The organism is Helicobacteraceae bacterium (assembly GCA_031258155.1).
In the GTDB taxonomy this organism is placed as follows: domain Bacteria; phylum Campylobacterota; class Campylobacteria; order Campylobacterales; family SZUA-545; genus JAIRNH01.
In genome coordinates, this window is sequence record JAIRNH010000061.1 from 23,611 (window position 1) to 41,845 (window position 18,235).

The 18,235-nt window shown below is 50.8% G+C and carries 14 protein-coding genes; 3 read left to right on the forward strand and 11 right to left on the reverse strand.

Annotation, left to right across the window (positions count from 1 at the left end):
- Nucleotides 1-523: 523 nt before the first annotated feature.
- From LBF86_08295 to LBF86_08330, 8 genes are all read right to left on the reverse strand, one after another.
- The gene (locus tag LBF86_08295) at nucleotides 524-2,542 is read right to left on the reverse strand and encodes an ATP-dependent helicase (GenBank protein ID MDR0665499.1); all 2,019 of its coding nucleotides are present in this window, start codon (nucleotides 2,540-2,542) and stop codon (nucleotides 524-526) included.
- A gap of 20 nt (nucleotides 2,543-2,562) precedes the next feature.
- The gene (tkt, locus tag LBF86_08300) at nucleotides 2,563-4,482 is read right to left on the reverse strand and encodes a transketolase (GenBank protein MDR0665500.1); all 1,920 of its coding nucleotides are present in this window, start codon (nucleotides 4,480-4,482) and stop codon (nucleotides 2,563-2,565) included.
- Between the two features lie 883 nt (nucleotides 4,483-5,365).
- Nucleotides 5,366-5,848: a methylglyoxal synthase gene (locus tag LBF86_08305; protein ID MDR0665501.1), complete on the reverse strand. Its 483-nt coding sequence runs from the start codon at nucleotides 5,846-5,848 to the stop codon at nucleotides 5,366-5,368.
- Nucleotides 5,845-7,059 (reverse strand): tryptophan synthase subunit beta, encoded by a 1,215-nt coding sequence (gene trpB / locus LBF86_08310; GenBank protein ID MDR0665502.1) that lies wholly within the window; start codon nucleotides 7,057-7,059, stop codon nucleotides 5,845-5,847. The genes LBF86_08305 and trpB overlap by 4 nt, the downstream gene beginning before the upstream one ends.
- Nucleotides 7,059-7,613, reverse strand: coding sequence for an adenine phosphoribosyltransferase (gene apt / locus LBF86_08315; protein ID MDR0665503.1), 555 nt, complete (start codon nucleotides 7,611-7,613; stop codon nucleotides 7,059-7,061). Before apt ends, trpB begins: the two co-directional genes overlap by 1 nt.
- Nucleotides 7,614-7,622: 9 nt before the next feature.
- Nucleotides 7,623-7,955, reverse strand: a complete 333-nt coding sequence (locus tag LBF86_08320) for a hypothetical protein (protein ID MDR0665504.1) — start codon at nucleotides 7,953-7,955, stop codon at nucleotides 7,623-7,625.
- Nucleotides 7,955-8,395: a ribose 5-phosphate isomerase B gene (rpiB, locus tag LBF86_08325; GenBank protein MDR0665505.1), complete on the reverse strand. Its 441-nt coding sequence runs from the start codon at nucleotides 8,393-8,395 to the stop codon at nucleotides 7,955-7,957. The genes LBF86_08320 and rpiB overlap by 1 nt, the downstream gene beginning before the upstream one ends.
- Before the next feature lie 128 nt (nucleotides 8,396-8,523).
- A complete protein-coding gene (locus LBF86_08330) occupies nucleotides 8,524-10,101 on the reverse strand; it encodes a PAS domain-containing protein (GenBank protein ID MDR0665506.1) in 1,578 nt (525 codons plus the stop codon).
- Between the two features lie 1,634 nt (nucleotides 10,102-11,735).
- Here LBF86_08330 and LBF86_08335 point away from each other — a divergent pair.
- On the forward strand, nucleotides 11,736-12,488 hold the full coding sequence (locus tag LBF86_08335; protein MDR0665507.1) for an ABC transporter permease: 753 nt from the start codon (nucleotides 11,736-11,738) through the stop codon (nucleotides 12,486-12,488).
- A complete protein-coding gene (locus LBF86_08340) occupies nucleotides 12,472-13,221 on the forward strand; it encodes a TIGR02757 family protein (protein ID MDR0665508.1) in 750 nt (249 codons plus the stop codon). The genes LBF86_08335 and LBF86_08340 overlap by 17 nt, the downstream gene beginning before the upstream one ends.
- Here the strand turns inward: LBF86_08340 and LBF86_08345 are convergent.
- The 3 genes from LBF86_08345 to groES all read right to left on the reverse strand — a co-directional run bounded on the left by LBF86_08345 (nucleotide 13,193) and on the right by groES (nucleotide 16,389).
- Nucleotides 13,193-14,305, reverse strand: coding sequence for a DUF1887 family protein (locus tag LBF86_08345; GenBank protein MDR0665509.1), 1,113 nt, complete (start codon nucleotides 14,303-14,305; stop codon nucleotides 13,193-13,195). The genes LBF86_08340 and LBF86_08345 overlap by 29 nt on opposite strands.
- A 155-nt stretch (nucleotides 14,306-14,460) precedes the next feature.
- On the reverse strand, nucleotides 14,461-16,089 hold the full coding sequence (gene groL, locus LBF86_08350) for a chaperonin GroEL (GenBank protein ID MDR0665510.1): 1,629 nt from the start codon (nucleotides 16,087-16,089) through the stop codon (nucleotides 14,461-14,463).
- 18 nt (nucleotides 16,090-16,107) lie between these two features.
- Complete coding sequence (gene groES / locus LBF86_08355) at nucleotides 16,108-16,389, reverse strand: co-chaperone GroES (GenBank protein MDR0665511.1); 282 nt, start codon at nucleotides 16,387-16,389, stop codon at nucleotides 16,108-16,110.
- A 173-nt stretch (nucleotides 16,390-16,562) separates the two neighbouring features.
- On the opposite strand from groES, the gene LBF86_08360 reads away from it, so the two are divergent.
- A complete protein-coding gene (locus LBF86_08360) occupies nucleotides 16,563-18,083 on the forward strand; it encodes an AAA family ATPase (protein MDR0665512.1) in 1,521 nt (506 codons plus the stop codon).
- The last annotated feature ends 152 nt before the right edge of the window (nucleotides 18,084-18,235 follow it).

The window sequence follows — 18,235 nt, forward strand, 5'->3', positions numbered from 1 at the left end:
AAAGCGGGAGCTTCGCGGGTATGATGGGGAGAAACGGGAATAACAGTGCGCGTTATGCCGCGCGCTAGCCTAATTTCTCCAGAGCAGGCGGATCGTTTTGCGGCGGTTTAATTACTTAGAGCGCCAACTTTGCTAAGGGTTTTGCGATTGTCTCCAAAACCGCTTAAACCAAGCCGACCTAAAGAAACGCAAATAAAGCTACTTTTGGACAAAAACAAAGCCTCGCAATGCGAGCGGTAAACGGGTTTAAGAGCCGATAAATCCGCATCGCAAATAGCTTCGCCGCTAAGTTTTATTCGCGCCCTTACGTTCCGAAACGCTTTTCGACGTTTAGCAAAGAACTCGCCGCGTTTTATCGATATAGCCTCCGATAAGATCGAGAGCGTTTTGGGGACAAATCGTTGGCGCGAGGCGACAAGCTGCGGCGCGACTTGGGATCGGAGCAAAAACTTGCCCTATGCATAAAATAGGCTAACGTTTATGCGGAGCTCTCGCTTTTGCGGCGCGCAAAGCGATCAATCTTTTAGCGCCGATTAGCCGTTAGTGTGACGAGGTCGGCTTCGTATAAAAATTGGCTTGGCGCGTAGTCGATTTTTTTGTAGGCGTCTCTTGCGGCGAAAGATAGAAAAAGACTCTCTTTCGCGCGGGTAACCGCTACGTAAAATAGCCTGCGCTCTTCTTCTATCGCGCCGCCTTGACTCATCAGCTTGCGATTTGGAAACCGTCCGTCCATAAGATCAATCACAAAAACCTCGTCAAACTCCAGCCCTTTGGCGGCATGAACGCTTAAGAGATTAACGCCGCCGCCTTCGCTCATCTCGCTTGAGCCAAGCGCCATAGCGTTGATAAACCGCTCGCTTGTCTGATAACGATCGGACAGCTCTTTTAACGTCCGCGCCTTCTCGTAAATCCGCTCTTTGGCGCTTTCTAAAAGCGCCTCGTTAAGCGCGCCGTTTTTGGTGGCGCGTTGTTTGGCTAAGCGGTTTGCAATCGCGTCGAACAGCGTCGAGGCGATAATTTTTTCCAGCCGTTTTTTTGGGCTTGGCGTCGATTGCAAAGCTCCTAACAGCTCCCAAAAGGCGCCCAAAAACTTAGCGCTTTCGCCGTTAAGACGCGGGTGCGCCAAAAGCGGGTGGTTTTCAAAACCGCGCGGCAAACTTTCGCCGTTTGTTTTGCGCTTCGGCGCTTCAAGCCCGAACAGTCCCGCCTCTTTCGCGGCAAAAAGCGGCTTGTTAAGCGATTTTGGCTTGAGAAAACCGCGCAAAAAATCGCCTTCGCCAAGCTCCAAACTCGCGTCGTATAGCTCCCTCGCGCCGTTAGCGCCGTAGCCGGAAGCGTATTCCATGATATGGACGAAAGCGAGCAGATCGCGCGGGTTGATCGCAAGTTCCATCAGATCCAGCGCGGCTTTGATCTCGCGCGATTCAAAAAAGCTAGCGCCGCCCCTGCGTTTGCAAGATAAGCCAAGCTCTCTTAACGCCGCTTCGATTCCGTCGGCGCTAGAGTTGTTGCGGAAAAGGACGGCGATCGCGTTTTTGTCGCGACCGGACGCCGCGATCTTGGCGGCGATCGCGCGATACTGCTCGTAAAGCTCGTCATACATTAGCAGACGGGGCGCGGAGCCGACATGCGCTTTGATCGGCTGCAACGTCTTTTCATAAACCCGCCTATTGCGCGCGATCACGCGGTTTGCTAAGCTCAGAATCAACGGCGTTGATCGGTAGTTTTTCGTCAGCGTCCAGATTTTCGCGTTTTTATAGCGCTTTTCAAAATCGGAGATGATGCTTATGTCCGCGCCGTTAAAGGCGTAGATGCTCTGATCGTAATCGCCCACGCAAAAAAGCGACGGCGGGTTTATCGCTTCTAAAACGGCGTTTTGCAGCGGGTTAGTGTCTTGATATTCATCCACCAACGCTTCGCGATAGGGATTTTTCGCGCCCTCTAGCAACGCGCGGCGCATTTGAATAAGCAGATCGTTAAATCCCGCGAATCCCAGCTCTTCTTTTAGCGCGTCAAACTCGTCGGACATTTGCCGATACAGCTCGGCGTTTGCCTTGTGCGCGGGATTTTTCGACGCCAAATAGTCGCCAAAATCCTCCTCGCCGCGATTTTCAAACAAATTTTTGTAATCAAATAGCGCGGAACAGCTCAATACGTTTTGCGCGCCGAACGATCTAAAAGCGTATTTATCGTAAACGGTTTTGAACAGCGTTTTAAGGTCCGAAGGACGTTTTAGCAGTATATGCTTGCCGATTTTTTTAAGCCACTTATAGCTAACGGAGTGAAAAGTTCCCGCCATTACGCTATCGGCGGTTTTTTGGTCGAACGCTTTGGCGATTCTCGCGATCATCTCGCCCGCCGCTTTGTTGGTGAAGGTTAGCAACAATATCTCTTCGGGCGCGACGCCCGCGTTAAGCAGATAAGCGATCCGCCCTACGATCGCGCTGGTTTTGCCCACTCCCGCGCCGGCGATAATCAGGTTGTATCCAAGCGGCGCTTTCGCGGCGGCGAGTTGCTCTTCGTTTAATCGCGAAAGCGGCATAGCTTATCCTAGCGCGAACGCTACGCTAGCAGGCTTTGAGCAAGAAGCGCGATCCGATCGGCGTTAAAACCGAAATGATCGAAAAGCTCGTCCGACGGAGCGGACGCGCCGAAACTATCCATTCCCACGACGGCTTCCGCAAAGCGAAACCACTCGTTGGCGCTTGCCGCTTCAATCGCGATCGCGATCGTTTGCGGATCGATAATCGTCTCGATATACTCGTCGTCCTGCTCGGCGAATAGATCAAAACAAGGAACGCTAACTACGTTCGCCGCCGCGCCTAAGTCGCGGAGTTTGTTCATAGCCGCAAGAGCCAGTCCGACTTCGCTCCCGCTTGCCATTAGCGTTATTTTCGCGTTCTTCGAGGTTTTAAGCAGATAGCCGCCTTTGGCTATGTCGCCTACGACGCCGACGCGATCAAGAGCGGGCAAATTCTGACGGCTTAACACAAACGCCGAAGGCGCGTCAAGTTTGAGCGCGATCTTCCACATGGCTATATTTTCGTATCCGTCGGCGGGGCGAAAGACGTAAAAGTTTGGCAACGCGCGATAGGCGCTAAGATGTTCGATTGGCTGGTGGGTGGCGCCGTCTTCGCCCACGCCGATACTGTCGTGCGTCCAGATAAAAAACCGTTTGGCTTTCATCAGCGCCGCGGTTCTAATCGCGGGTTTTTGGTAGTCGCTAAAGACGAAAAAGGTCGAGTCAAACGGGATAAAAAGCCCATAAAACGCGATCGCGTTGCAAATCGCGCTCATCGCGTGTTCGCGTATTCCAAAACGGATATTCGCGCCCTGCGGCGCAACGCCCAAATTTTTAAGCTCCGTCTTGTTGGAGCCGGCGAGATCGGCGCTGCCGCCGATAAATCCGGTCAATGCTTTAGCGATAGCGTTTAATATCTCGCCGTTCGTCTCGCGGGTCGCCTTTGACGTTTTGTCGAAAGTAGGATATTGGATTGAGTCAAAATCAGGGTTTAGCAGTTTTTCAAGCGTCGGTTTTTTGTCCGATTTTTTAACGCGATCGTTCCACTCGCGCTCTAGCAACTCGCCTTTTTCCAGCGCGGTTCTAAACCAAGTCAGCGCGGTTGGCGGGATATAAAAAGGCTCGTCGCTCCAATTGGCTTTGGCTTTGGAGGCGGCTATTTCGCCTTGACCTAACGGCGCGCCGTGCGTTTTAGCGCTGCCCTCCATGCTCGCCGCGCCTTTGGCGATCGTGGTTTTGGCGATGATAATCGTAGGCGCGCTCTGTTTTTTCGCGCTCTCGAGCGCCGCGTCGATCTGCGCAAAATCGTGTCCGTCTATGGCGATCGTGTGCCAGCCTTGCGCTTGAAATCGCGCCGCTACGTCCTCGTTAAAGCATATTTCCAACTTGCCGTCGATGGTAATATCGTTGCTATCGTAGATTACGATCAGGTTGTCAAGACGATTAAATCCCGCGAACGAGGCGGCTTCGTAACTTATCCCCTCCATAATATCGCCGTCGCCGCAAAAGCACCATACCTTATGATCGATAATCTCTTTGCCCAAAAGCGTCTCCGCGCGTTTTTGCGCGAACGCAAAACCGACCGCGTTGGCAAATCCTTGCCCCAAAGGTCCCGTAGTAACCTCGATCCCTTCGGTATGAACGCGCTCCGGATGCCCCGGCGTTTTAGAGTTAAAACGTCTAAATTTTTTTAGATCGTCTATGCCGATTTGGTATCCCCACAGATGCAAAAGCGCATAGATTAACGCGCTGCCATGCCCGCCCGAAAAGACGAGGCGATCGCGGTTTAGCCATTTGGGATTGCTCGGATTGTGTTTGAGGTGAAAACCAAACACGCTTGCAATATCCGCTAAACCCATAGGCATGCCGGGATGACCGGAGTTTGCTTGTTGAATCATATCCGCCGCTAGAAAGCGGATCGTATTTGACATTTCGCCAAGCGGCGCGTTTTCAAGAGGCATTTAGGATTCTTTCGGAAAAAATAGGGCGCTAGTTTAGCAAAAGCGAGATTTACCGCCCGACATTCATTTTCGGTTTGCAAGTTTTATCAAAAACTGCGTTGCGGTAACGCATTCCGTCAAGGCAAACTTCGACGAGCGTTAGGGGGCGTTATCATGAATTCGCAATTACTTTCAACCTCGTTTAAAAAAATTCCCCTCTGTGTGTAATTAGCCTAACTTTTCTAATGTTGTTGGCGGGTTGCGGCGGCGGAGGCAACGACGACAATAAGCAAAAGTCTTCTCCTTCGATCGTATGGCAAAAAAGTCTTGGCGGTAGCTCCACTGACTGGGCTGCTTCCGTCCAACAGACAAACGACAACGGCTATATTATCGCGGGTTCTAACCGCTCTAACGACGGCGATGTAACGGAAAACCAAGGCGGCGCCGACTACCGGATCGTAAAACTAAAACAACGCCGCGTAAGGAGACGTAACAACGCCGACTCGCCCTTCCCGTCACTCCCGCGAAGCGCCCGCGCGGGTAGGAGCGCAAGGCGCGCAGGATTGCGAGAATCCATTCCCATAAGACTTGGCGAAACGAGGAAATCTATCTCCTTTTCACGCCTTCGGCGTATTTGGATACCCGCCTTTCTTCGCCATTGCGGGCGGAGACTGCCCTATCGCTTCGTCGCGGGTATGGCAAAGAGGGCGCGACGCGGGTTGAAACGCGAACTCAAACCCCGCGCGCGAGTCAAACCAATGCCGCGTTTTAACGAAGGCGGGTCGTTTCTCAAAACTTTGCGGCGCGTTAGCGCTCGTCGTTGGCTATTAAACGCGCGATTTTTGCTTAAAACCGCGTTAAAGGTTATTTTGATCGGGCAAAACCTAGCAAGCGCGATAATTCGTCAAGCCGTCGCCGTTTGTTGCTCCTCTCTAAGGAACCTGACGTATTTTGGAATGGTGGGGATATAGGTTTCATCGTCCCATAGCGTACTTGTGATCATCAGATCGGCGCTGTAGCGGTTGCAGGCGATCGGCACGTTGTGGATTCTGCATTGGCGAAGCAACATCTGAATATCCGCTTCGTGCGGTTGCGGATTAAGATCGTCGATCAAAAAGATCGCCAGATTGATCTCGTGGCGCACCACCATCGCCGCGATCTCCGCGTCGCCGCCTAAGGGTCCCGAATTTAGGCGGATAATCTCCGCTTCGACCCCTTTTTCGTCAAACGCTTTTTGGATAAGACCGCCCGTAGTTCCCGTGCAAATAAGTTTATGATGAGATAGCGTCTCGGCGTTAAAGGTAGTCCATTCAACCATATCCACTTTGCGCTGATCGTGCGCCACGATAGCTATCGCCAATCGTTTATTTAGATTCAGCCGTTTCATTGCTCCTCCTTCGATTCGGAAAATCTTAGCATTTCGCGCGCTTGTATCATATCTTTATCGCCGCGACCGGAGATATTTACTATGGCGGTTTTGCCCTTCAAATCCAGCTTGCGAAGATAGGCGACGGCGTGCGCGGATTCAAAAGCGGGAATAATCCCCTCCGCGCGGCTTAACCAGACAAACGCTTGGAGCGCTTCGCTATCGGTTATCGCGTCGTATTTGACCTTGCCGCTTTCCTTTAACGCCGCGTGTTCCGGTCCAATCCCCGGATAATCTAGCCCCGCCGAAACCGAGTGCGCCTCCAAAATCTGCCCCTCGTCGTCTTGCAACAGATAGCTTAATTGCCCGTGCAACACGCCGGGCGCGCCTTTGGAGAGGCTCGCGCCGTGCTTGCCGCTCTCAAGCCCCAAGCCGCCCGCTTCGATCCCCACGCATTGCGTCCGCGGATCGTCGAGAAAATAGTGAAACGCGCCCATAGCGTTACTACCGCCGCCAATGCAGGCGATCACATAGTCGGGCAGTTTGCCGCAAAGCTCCAAAATCTGCGCGCGCGCCTCGTAGCTGATAATCGCCTGAAAATCGCGCACCATCATAGGGTAGGGGTGCGGACCCGCGACCGTGCCGATAATGTAAAACACGTCCCTTGCGTGAGTAACCCAGTGGCGGATCGCCTCGTTCATCGCGTCTTTTAGCGTTTTCGAGCCGCTTTTTACCGAATGCACCTTCGCGCCTAGCAGCTCCATTCTAAAAACGTTTAGCGCCTGACGCTCCGCGTCGCGCGCGCCCATAAACACCTCGCATTCAAGCCCCAATAACGCGGCGATTGTCGCCGTTGCCACGCCGTGCTGCCCCGCGCCCGTTTCGGCGATCACTTTGGTTTTGCCCGTTTTTTTGGCGATCAAACCTTGCAAAACGGTGTTGTTGATCTTGTGCGAACCCGTGTGGTTGAGATCCTCGCGCTTTAAGAAAATATTCGCCTGCAACTCGTCGCTTAAACGTTTGGCGCGATACAACGGCGAAGGGCGACCGACGTAGCTTGCGAGCAGATCGTTCGCCTCGCGCCAAAACGTTTTGTCGCCTCTTAGCGCGCGATAGGTCGCTTCAAGCTCGATCAATAACGGCATTAGCGTTTCGGGAACAAACCGCCCGCCGAATTTGCCAAAATGTCCGTTTTGATCGGGGTCTCGTTTTGAGGGCGAGGGAATATACATTATTCGCCCTCGACGTCCAAAATCGCGTAAAAATTCGTCAGCTTTTTAATCTTCTCCGCGCCTTTTAGATCAAACAGGTTGATCACAAACGCCGCCTCGACGCACTTTGCCCCGACGCGCTCGATCAGCCTGATCGAGGCTTCCGCCGTGCCGCCCGTAGCTATGAGATCGTCTATAAACAGCGCTCTCGCGTTTTTAGTGGAGCCAAAGGCGTCGATATGAATTTGCACTTCGTCAAACCCGTATTCAAGCGCGTATTTTTCGCTTGCGGTAGTATATGGCAGTTTGCCCGGTTTGCGAATAGGCGCGAAGCCTACGCCAAGCGCGATCGCAAGCGGCGCGCCAAAGATAAACCCTCGCGCTTCCGAGCCGACTACAAAGTCGATGTCGGCGTTTTTATAGCGATCGACGAAATGATCTATAACCGTCTTAAAGGCTTTATGATTGCCTACAAGCGTAGTTATATCCTTGAACTGAACGCCGGCTTTGGGAAAATCCGGCACGTTTCGAATTGTTTCCAGCAAAAAAGCCTTTTGATCCGCCGAAATAGCCATTCTTGTCCTTTATAATAGAGCTTCGATCTTGCTTTCAAGGTCTTTAATTTTATGACGAATCCGCTCGTTTTCAATACGGTATTGCGCGTTACGAGATTTGAACGCCTTAACGTCGTTTCGCAGACGATTCATCTCCTCGTTGAGAATGTCGGTGTTGCCTAAACTTCGCTGCAATTGTATCTGATACTTGCGGATAAAAATTTCGGCTTCTTTTAGCGTCTCTTTTAACGCTTGGTTGCTTTTATGCTCTTTTTCCATCAAGTTTTTGTAGTAAAAGGCTTTGAAAAACAAAAACCCAATCGCCAGCAGCACGATCGTTATATAAAGCCACTCAAAAAAGATCACTTAGCTTCCAATTCGGCTATTTTTTCGATTCTCGCGCTATGCCGCCCGCCCTCGAACTTCGCGCCAAGCCAAGCGTCTAGGATCGATTCCATCGCTCCGAATCCTATCGCTCGCGCCCCAAAACACAGTATATTCGCGTCGTTGTGCGCTCTTGCCATCGTAGCGGCGTAAGCGTCGTGACATAACGCGGCGCGAACGCCCTTAAACTTATTGGCGGCTATGCTCATTCCGATCCCCGTTCCGCAGATTAGGACGCCGCTTACGCCGCCTTTTTGAACCTCGACACAAACTTTAGCGGCGTAATCGGGATAATCGACGCGATCGCGGTTATACGCGCCCATATCCACGATCTCGCGCCCGCGTTTTCGCAGATATTCGATCGCGGCGTTTTTCATATCGATCGCCGCGTGATCCGAGCCGATAACAATTTTTTCCATAACGCAAATTATAGCGACATAATTTTAGACGCTTTAGCGGGCGTTTTGAACGCCCGCCGAACGACCCTTGCTAAACTTAAATTGACGGCGAGAGGGGCGATCGCGCGTTTAGATTTACGGATATAAACCTATTTTCGCGATTTGCGCAAGTCGCGCAGATACGCCGCCACGCGGTATCCGTCGTGCCACGGAACTCGCGCAAAAATAGCCTCCGTAGGCAACGCCTCGCCCATTTTTGTCGTAAGCTCCCAATCAAACTTTCCGTATCCGTCCTGAAAGGCTTTGCTTAACATCTCGTCTTTATCTTCCATCGCGGTTTTGGAGCGCTGGTTTTGTAGCAATTCCGAAAAATTGTCGATCAGCTCGGATTTTCGATTGAAGCCAAACATGCTAACCGCCTTCGTATTGCAATCGATCAGGTTAAGCTCGTCGTCCCACAAAAAGGCGGCGATCGGCGTCGCGTCTAGCAACGCCAGCGGTATCTCTTCCGCCTCTTTAACGTTTTTGTCTTTGGTTACAATCTCGCGCAGATCCTGAATATACGCCGCGAGACAACGAACGCCGTTCCAATCCATGCTTTTTAGCGTTATCAGCACGGGCAACTCTTTGCCGGACGCCGTTGCCTCCATCAACTCGAAAACATGATAGCCTTCCTCCAGCGCGACGACGATATTTTTGCGCCTTATCTCCTCGGTGGGTTCTCCGTTTGGCTGAAACGCCGGCGAGTAGTGAAAGAAATGTTTGAGCATGTCCTCTTTGGAGTTCGTTTCAAAAAGACGCATAGCCTCCAAGTTGCAATCGATCGCCGTTACGCCGTCGTCGAAAAAGACGCAGGCGATCGGCGTCGCGTCTAGCATAGCGCGGACGCGCTCGTTGGCTAAGCGTTCGTTTTCCTCTTTTTTCTTGATTTCACGCAGATCGATGCAGTATATGACGTAACCGCGCTCGCTTCTCCAATCGGCTCGAACGACGACCAGCTTCGTGGGCAGAGGATCTCCTTTGGCGTCTATGTAAAGCCATTCGATTTGCGAGCGTCCCTTATCGTCGCACTCTCTAAGCGCCGTTTTTATTTTTTCGGAGCTAAGAGCGCCGTCCGGCTGATATTCGGGGTGAAATTCCTTAAAACGGCGCAATAGCTCGGCTTTGCTCGCCGCGCCGAACATACGCTCTATTTCCGCGTTGCAATCTATAATGCGGTTGTTCTGATCGCGCAACGTGCATCCGATCGGCGCCTTGTCCAGAAGAAAGCGCGCATTTTCGTTCGCGATATAGGAGCTTAACGCGGTCGCGTCCAGAAACAGCACCTTCGCGCCGAGAAATTTTTTGTGTTCGTTGATTATTGGAACAGATTGCACAATATAATGGTGTTTTTTGTCGTCTTTTGGAAACTTTAACTCTAGCTGTTTTTCTTGAGTGGCGCCCGTCCACCTGATCTCCTCGAACGCCTTTTTCGCGCCCGCGATCAATTCGTCGCCGCCTTCAAACAGCTTATAAACGTCGTTAAAATGTTTATTGATGGCGGCGTGGCTATTTTCAATCCCCACGGCGCGCGCGAATTCGTGGCTGCAAAAGTCAATAAAACCGTTCTCGTTTATATACATAATGCGGTTTGGTTCATATTTCAGCGTTAGACACGCTCGTTCGCCTAAGCGAATCTTCTCTTTGAAATCGTCGCGCTGCAAGTTTTCATTTACGGTAGGTTGCATAGTCTTATCCTCAATTATTGTTTTTATTTTGTAATAATAACCCAAATTAACATTAACGCGGCTAATACGGTTTAACGGATTTGATTAAAAAATAGGTAGCGGGGGGGGGGGGGGGCTTTTGACCTATTTAGCTATTTATAAAAGCGCTTAAAAAAAGAGCAAAGCGTCGTTTATAGATAGTCGAACAAACGCCGAAATCCGCCTTGCCGTTTTTTGGATTTCGCTTTTATTAAGGCGGCAGCTTTATCTTAGTAAAGTTATATATTTATCAATTCCATGTTTAGGATCGAAAGAAAGACGCTCTTTGCGACCAAGCCGATAATAGCCGCGATCGCTCCAATTGCGTTGCGCGCGTTTGAGCGCGGCGATTTACAAGAGGCGAGGGCGATACGATCGGACGATCGGAATCGATCCAAACCATACGTTCGCTTACAATAATCGCGCCTCTCTTACAATGATTTAGGCGAATATAGCAAAGCGATCGCCGAACGACGCGATCGCTTATAATAATCGCGTAAACGTTTGCGGGAAATTAGGCGATCTAAAGAGCGCTACAAAAGACGCTCGCAAGGCGATTGCAGGTTGTTGTAAAACCTAAGAAAGAGAAACTTAACCGCGATAAACAAAAAAACGCCCCCCTCGCGCCTATATAGCAAATCAAGACGCGCAAACGTCGATCGCTGGGGGTAAAAATCGATCAAGCGCCGCATTTTTTGACTTTCGTTTGCGTTAAAGTTCGTAGTTTTGTCTTGGCGGAGCTATCCAAACTTGAAATAAGCTATCCGCCGAAACGAAGCGGCAGTCGTTAGAGATCGGCGAACTAAGGGGCGACAATAAAGCGCTTAGGGCGGAACAAGTCGCGATCAAACGGCTTATTGGAACTGTTCTATCGGGAACGCCGGATATGATCGCTAACATGTTTTGTATTAACCGCGTTTTATTCGCTTGTAAGAAACCGACAAAGTTATAACGGCGCGGGTTCGTCGCTAAACAAGAAAGTCAAAAAACGCATTTTCAATCAAAAAATGTAAACGTCGCAAAAACGCTTGAGCGCCAGTCGCTTTATTCGCGCCTTTATATCGTCGCGCAATCGCTAGTAATTTTATGTATCTCGCCGTCAATTCGCGCCGCGAGAGACTTCGCCGCCCGATCGCCTTATCTGTATTTGTTTGAAATTGTTATCGCGCTCTATTTTTCAGGTAATAGCAAGTTTAGCAAACGACGACGCCCGATCTCAAACTCCCGATTCGCGTTTCATCTTAGTTCGGTCGCGCATTCTACTCTCCTTCGCGATCAGAGTCGCCGAATTTGATCGCGCTCCATCAGGAACGCTGGTAGCGGTCGCCAAGCTGCCTGCTCTTGTTTTTTTCAATGGGCGGCTACGTTCATGGGTTTGAGAGCGAAAAACGCGCCAACTTCCTAAGTCAATTCTCCGCGCAACGCCCCAGAAGGGCTTATCGGCTCGTTAGCGCGGCTTGCTTGTTTCAAAGATATAACAAGCGCCCCGTATCGTTCTAACATTTGTCGTCAAGAAGCGAAACGCGCGCGAAAAACGCCGCTTTTATTGAACGTAAAATCGCTAGAATTTCAACGTGAAACTAAAACTGATCGTATGCGTTAGCGCCTTGTGCGCCCTGATAACGCTTTGCGTCGTCGGCTATAGCGATCCCTTTGCGTTCAACAAAGACGAGATTTTGCTAAGTCCAAGCGCGGAGCGTTGGTTCGGCACGGATCGGCTGGGGCGCGATCTGTTTAGCCGCGTTATCGCCGGCGCTAAAAATTCGCTAATTATCGGCGTTTTGAGCGCGATAATCTCAAGCCTGATCGGGCTTATCATAGGCATTACCGCCGGCTATTTCAAAGGAAAAATAGACAGGGCGATTGTCGTGGCGATCGATCTGTTTTTGACGTTTCCAACATTCTTTTTATTGTTGACTCTTGTTAGCTATATGGACGCGAATCTGTTTTTGCTTATCGTCGTCATCTCCGTTACGGGCTGGATGGGGACGGCGCGAATGATCCGAAGCGAGGCGTTCGCGATCGGAAGCAAGCCTTTTATCAAGATACTGCAAACGGCAAACGCGTCGTTGTGGAAGATCGTTTTCAAATACTACGCGCCGCTTTTGGCGCCAATTTTTTTGGTCGGTTTCACGTTTGGCGCGAGCGGAGCGATTTTGGCGGAGAGCGCGTTAAGTTTTCTAGGGCTCGGAATTGCGCCGCCGAATATGAGCTGGGGCAGTCTATTGGCGGAAGGCAAGGCGTTGATAGATATTGCGTGGTGGGTCAGCTTTTTCCCCGGGCTGTTTATTTTCGCCGTTACATTCGCGCTTTTGAGCCTAAGCGACTATTTGCAAAAACGATTCAACAGCCGTGAAGCCCTATCTTGATTCGTTATTAGCGGAGTGCGGACTGGACGAAAACAATCCCGATCCGCTTCTGATCGCCCGCGATCTGCCCGACGACGCGGCGCTAATTTGCGCGTTGTTTGCTTACGGCAACGTCAAGGCGATGATCGCTTTTTTGCGCTCGCTTGATTTTAGCTTGTTAGACTGCGACGAGAACGCGATCAAAGGCAAATTAGTCGATCGCTATTATCGCTTTCAGAGCGTCGAGGATACGCAAAACGTTTTTATCGCGTTCGCGAAAATGCGCAGAGATAACGTAACGCTCGAACGCCTTTTTACCGAAGCGTATCAAAAAAACGGTTTTTTATCCGCTCTGTCAAATATGATCGCTATCTTAAAGAGTTACGCGAAAGCGCGGACATTCGGACTTAACTTTCTGTTCTCCAAGCCGTTTGATCACCGCAACCCAAAAGGGGCGAGCGCGTTAAAGCGCTATCTTATGTTTCTTCGCTGGATGGTTCGCGACGGTTTTCCCGATCTAGGCAGATGGCGCGGCGTAAAAACTTGCGATCTATTGATCCCGCTAGATACTCATAGTTTTGCGCAGGCTGGCAAACTCGGATTACTGAAACGTAAAAGCGCCGATCTGCTTGCCTCTATCGAGCTTACGCAAAAATTAAAAGAGTTCGATCCAGACGATCCCGTTAAATACGATTTCGCGCTCTACCGCTTAGGGCAAAACGGCGCTAAACGTCAAAAAAGCGCCGCATCATAGCCGTTAGTTTTTGCGTCTCTAGCGTCGGCTCGTAGTAGATCAAGATATTGTTTAGCTGCGCTCTGGATAACGCGCCTTTTTCAAAATTTTTGTGTATGCGTTTACCGCGTTTTAACGCCTCTTTGCTTTCCGTGCTGGCTACGTTAATAATCATTACCTTGCCGTCCGCGTCCATCTGCTCTAATAGCGCGTCGTATTTGTAGATAAGGTTTTCCCCATCGACGCGATCGCGGAATTTGCACTCGACAATATAGAGATGATTGTTTTTTATCATTAAAACGTCAAACTCGTTTTGTATAGTAACGCCGTTAATTGTTTCGTAACATATCTTGGCGCCAGACATAATATCGTCAAAACTTAAACGGCTTACAAGATGATATATTTGCTCTTCAAAAAGCTCGCCTAGAATATAGTTAATGTTTATTGGTCGTCCGCGCCGATTTACCGCGCCTATCTTATATAGCGGACGAATAATCGCCCCGTATAGCTCTTCGTTAATATCCTTTTCCTCCATAACTCGTTTGCGATACTTTTGAAACAGTGAAAAATTATTGGTTATCTCTTGGACAAACGGTCTTCTTCGTTCCAAGTCGCTCGCGTTTTTCGCCTCGACGATCTGATAACCTTTTGAGATGATATGATCGTCGATCTTCATATTATGTTTTATCGACGTTTTTTCTAACCCGTTTATAGTTAAAACGGAGAGATCGTTTGAGTAGCGCCCATATATTAAAAGCCTAGCGCCAACGTCTAGTAACTCTTTAGATAGCAAGATTGCCATATCCGCCTGCCCGTCGCTAAGATTGATATAGAGTTGATCGGGCGGCGCAAACTGCGCGATCGACGACGATAGTTTGACGATTGATTGAAGATCGCAGTTTTCAAGACGTATTTCTCGAAGCGTGCATTTAAGGCGGTATTTGCTTCTAAGAGCGCTTAGCCCCCTAACAATTCTAGCCGCGTTTTTATCGTCGCGCTCGTTGGCGTTATAGACCAAAACATGCAGGGTGATTTCGGATTTGAACTCAAAAAATACAGGTAAGATCGACGAGTCAAAATCGCCAAGCAACGAGATCAAAACCATGATCGCCCAATCCGCGCGCGCTTTAATTTTTGCCGCGCAAAAACTAAGAAGCCGGCAATCATAACATATTCAAAGAAAGACGCGAGGAAGGAGCGGGGGCGCTAGGCAATCCGCCCCCTAGCGCCCCGTTTTGTTAGCCGCGTTTAGCGAATGGATTAGTAGTCCATGCCGCCCATACCGCCGCCCGGCATTGCGGGAGCGGCGGGTTTGTCCTCTTTGACTTCGCTTACGGTCGCTTCGGTCGTCAACAAGAGGCTCGCCACTGAAACCGCTTTTTGTAGCGCGATGCGTTCGACTTTGGTCGGATCGACAATACCCGCCTCAAACAGATCGACATACGAGCCGCTAGAAGCGTTGAAGCCTACGTTTGGCTTTTCTTGTTCGACCGCGTTGACCACCACGCCGCCGTCAAAGCCCGCGTTTTCGGCGATCTGGCGAAGCGGAGATTTGATGGCGCGAAGGATAATTTCCGCGCCGATCGCCTCGTCGCCCTCAAGTTTCAACTTGACCTTGGAAGCCGCGCGAATTAGCGCCACGCCACCGCCGATCACGATGCCTTCCTCAACCGCCGCTTTGGTCGCCGAAAGCGCGTCGTCCACGCGATCTTTGCGCTCTTTCATCTCAATTTCGCTCGCCGCGCCGACTTTGATCACAGCCACGCCGCCGGAGAGTTTCGCCAAGCGCTCTTGGAGTTTTTCTCGATCGTAGTCGCTTGTGGTTTCGCCGATCTGTTGTTTGATCTGCGCGATTCTGGCTTTGACGTCTTTGCTTTCGCCTTTGCCATTTACAATCGTGGTGTTCTCTTTCTCGATGATAACGCGAGCGGCTTGACCAAGATCGTTAAGCGTAATACCTTCTAGCGTGCGACCAAGCTCTTCGGCGATCACCTGACCGCCCGTTAGAATGGCGATATCTTCAAGCATAGCCTTTCTTCGATCGCCAAATCCGGGCGCTTTAACCGCCGCGATATTCAAAACGCCGCGCAGCTTATTGACCACCAGCGTAGCGAGCGCTTCGCCCTCTACGTCTTCGGCGATGATAAGTAACGGCTTGCTCGTCTTGACAAGTTGCTCAAGCAGCGGCAGAAGGTCTTTCATAGAGGAGATTTTTTTGTCAAAAAGCAGGATATACGGGTTTTCGATCTCCGCTTGCATCTTTTCGGAATTGGTAACGAAATATGGAGAGAGATAGCCGCGATCAAACTGCATGCCCTCCACAACGTCTAGCTCGTCGTTGATCCCTTTGGCTTCCTCGACGGTGATAACGCCGTCTTTGCCGACCTTTTCCATCGCTTCGGCGATCAGTTTGCCGATTTTCGCGTCTTCGTTAGCCGAAACCGTCGCGACTTGTTCGATCTCTTTTTTGTCTTTAATGTCGCGGCTGATATTTTTAAGCTCGGCGATAATCTCTTCGCTCGCTTTGTCCATACCGCGCTTAATGCTGATCGGATTGGCGCCGACGGTTACGCTGCGCAGACCCTCTTTGAAGATCGCGTGCGCGAGGATTGTCGCCGTCGTGGTGCCGTCGCCCGCTTCGTCGGCGGTTTTGCTCGCCACGTCTTTAACGAGCGAAGCGCCCATATTTAGCAGGGGGTCTTTTAGCTCGATCTCTTTAGCCACGCTCACGCCGTCTTTGGTGATGTGCGGCGCGCCGAAACTTTTTTGAATCAAAACGTTGCGTCCTTTAGGACCCATCGTAACCTTTACCGCGTCCGAAAGGAGCTTTACGCCTTCGTATAGCTTGTGTCTCGCGTCGTCGGAAAAGAAAATCTCTTTTGTTGCCATCGTTTTATCCTTTTGCGTTTATTTGCGAACGCCCAAAACGTCGTCGTTCTTTTCGCTGTTGTTTAACACAACGTAATCTTTACCGTCGATCTTGATCTCGGTACCCGCGTATTTGCCGAAAACGACTATATCGCCGACGGCGATTTCGCCCTTTTCCTTGATTGCCTTGCTGATCGCCACGACTTTGCCGTCGAGCGGTTTTTCCTTCGCGTTATCGGGAATGATGATGCCCGAAGCGGTTTTGGTAGGCTCTTCGCTTCTTTCTACAAGAATGCGATAGCCAAGAGGCGTGAATAGCATTGATTCCTCCTAACGAGTAATTTTTGAAGTTGTGATTTTAGCGCTCTAAACCTTAGAATGCTAAAAGCATTATACAACATTTAGTCTATCATTGTCAAGTATGCCTCCGACGATTGCCGTTAAACGCCCGTTAAATCGCGGTTTAAGGGGCGATCTGGGCTATAATTGCGCCTATGATAAAAAGGGTGTCGATCAAGGACGCGCTCACCTTTAAGAGCGTCGTTTTGGAGCCTCATATCGGACTAAACGTCTTTTCAGGTCCCTCCGGCGCGGGCAAATCGATACTGATGGACGCGGTTTTATCGCTCTTTGGTCTGAAAGATAGCGATGCGGCGCAAGCCGAAGCGGTCGTTACGAATATCAAACTTCCGAGCGACGCGCCGATCGCGGAGGGCGGCGACGAGATTGTCGTTAGGCTGATCAAAAAGGATAAGGTTAGATACTTCATCAACGACGCGCAAATCGGCAAAAGCGCGTTGAAATCGCTATTCGAGGGCGCGGCAAGACGCTTAAATCAAAAAGAGACTTCGGATATTTCCTCCGCCAATCTGCTTTCGCTGTTGGATTTGCTTGCGGATAACCAAAAAACGCGCCTAGAGTTTGCCGAAACCTACGCGGCGCTTAACGCGAAAACGGCGGAGCTCGCGGCGCTAAGAGGCAAAGACGCAAACGCTAGAGAGTTGCGGGAGTTCGCGAGATTCGAGCTGGATAAAATAACCGCGATCGCGCCTAAAGAGGGCGAATACGAGCGACTGCTGGCGCTGAAAAAGCAGCTATCCAAAAAGGAGAAGATTGCGCAAATGCTTCAAGGCGCGCGAGATTTTAAGGAGCTGGAAAACGAAGCGTTTGCGCTTTACGACGCGCTAAATCTTGATCGCGCCGTTTTTGAAGAGGGAATGAACGATTTAGCGTCCGCGATTGAAACGGCGCAAAACGATCTCGACGAGATCGAGGCGACGGAGCCAGAGGCAATGCTTGATCGCATTGAAAAACTTTCGGGTTTGATCAGGCGTTACGGAAGCGTCGGCGAGGCGTTGGCGCGCGCGGAGGAAAAGAGAAAAGAGCTAGAATCGTTCGAGTCGCTAGAATCCGATATAAAGAGCGCCGCGCGCGAGGTTCAAACGCTGGAGGGCGCCGCGCGCGATTTGGCGAAAGTTATCAAGAAGTCGAGAGTTGCGGCGCTTAAACCGCTGGAGACCAAAATCAATCTTTATCTGACGCGGCTTCGCATGAGCGCGGCGCAATTGGAGTTGAGCGAAACCGAGTTGGACGAACAGGCGGGGCAAAAAGCGGCTATTGTTTTGGACGAGGCGGCGATCGACAAGATCAGCGGCGGGGAGTTGAATCGTTTGCGTCTCGCGCTGTTGGCGGTTCGCGCGGAGCTTGGCGGCGCGACGGAGCGGACGATGCTGTTTTTGGACGAGATCGACGCGAACGTTAGCGGCGAGGAGTCGGCGAGCGTGGCGACGACGCTTAAGTTTCTTTCAAGCCGCTATCAGATTTTTGCGATCAGCCATCAATCGCAATTAACGGGCAAAGCCGACGCGCACTACTTGATAACGAAGGAAAACGGCGAAAGTTTCGCTCGACTTTTGGATCGCGCGGGGCGCGTCAGAGAGATCGCCCGCATTATCAGCGCGGACAAGATCACCGACGCGGCGCTTGAACACGCCGAAACCCTGCTATCCGAATAAACGGCGATAATTTATCCCCCGCGATCGCGTCCTCGCCGTTATCGGCGAGTGCGGCGCGGACGTCAAAAAGGTTCGCCTCGCGCTTGAAAACGCCGTTTCGTCTATCGCGTAAATCGGCGTTTGAGTTTTTTTGGCGAGGATAGTTTCGCGAA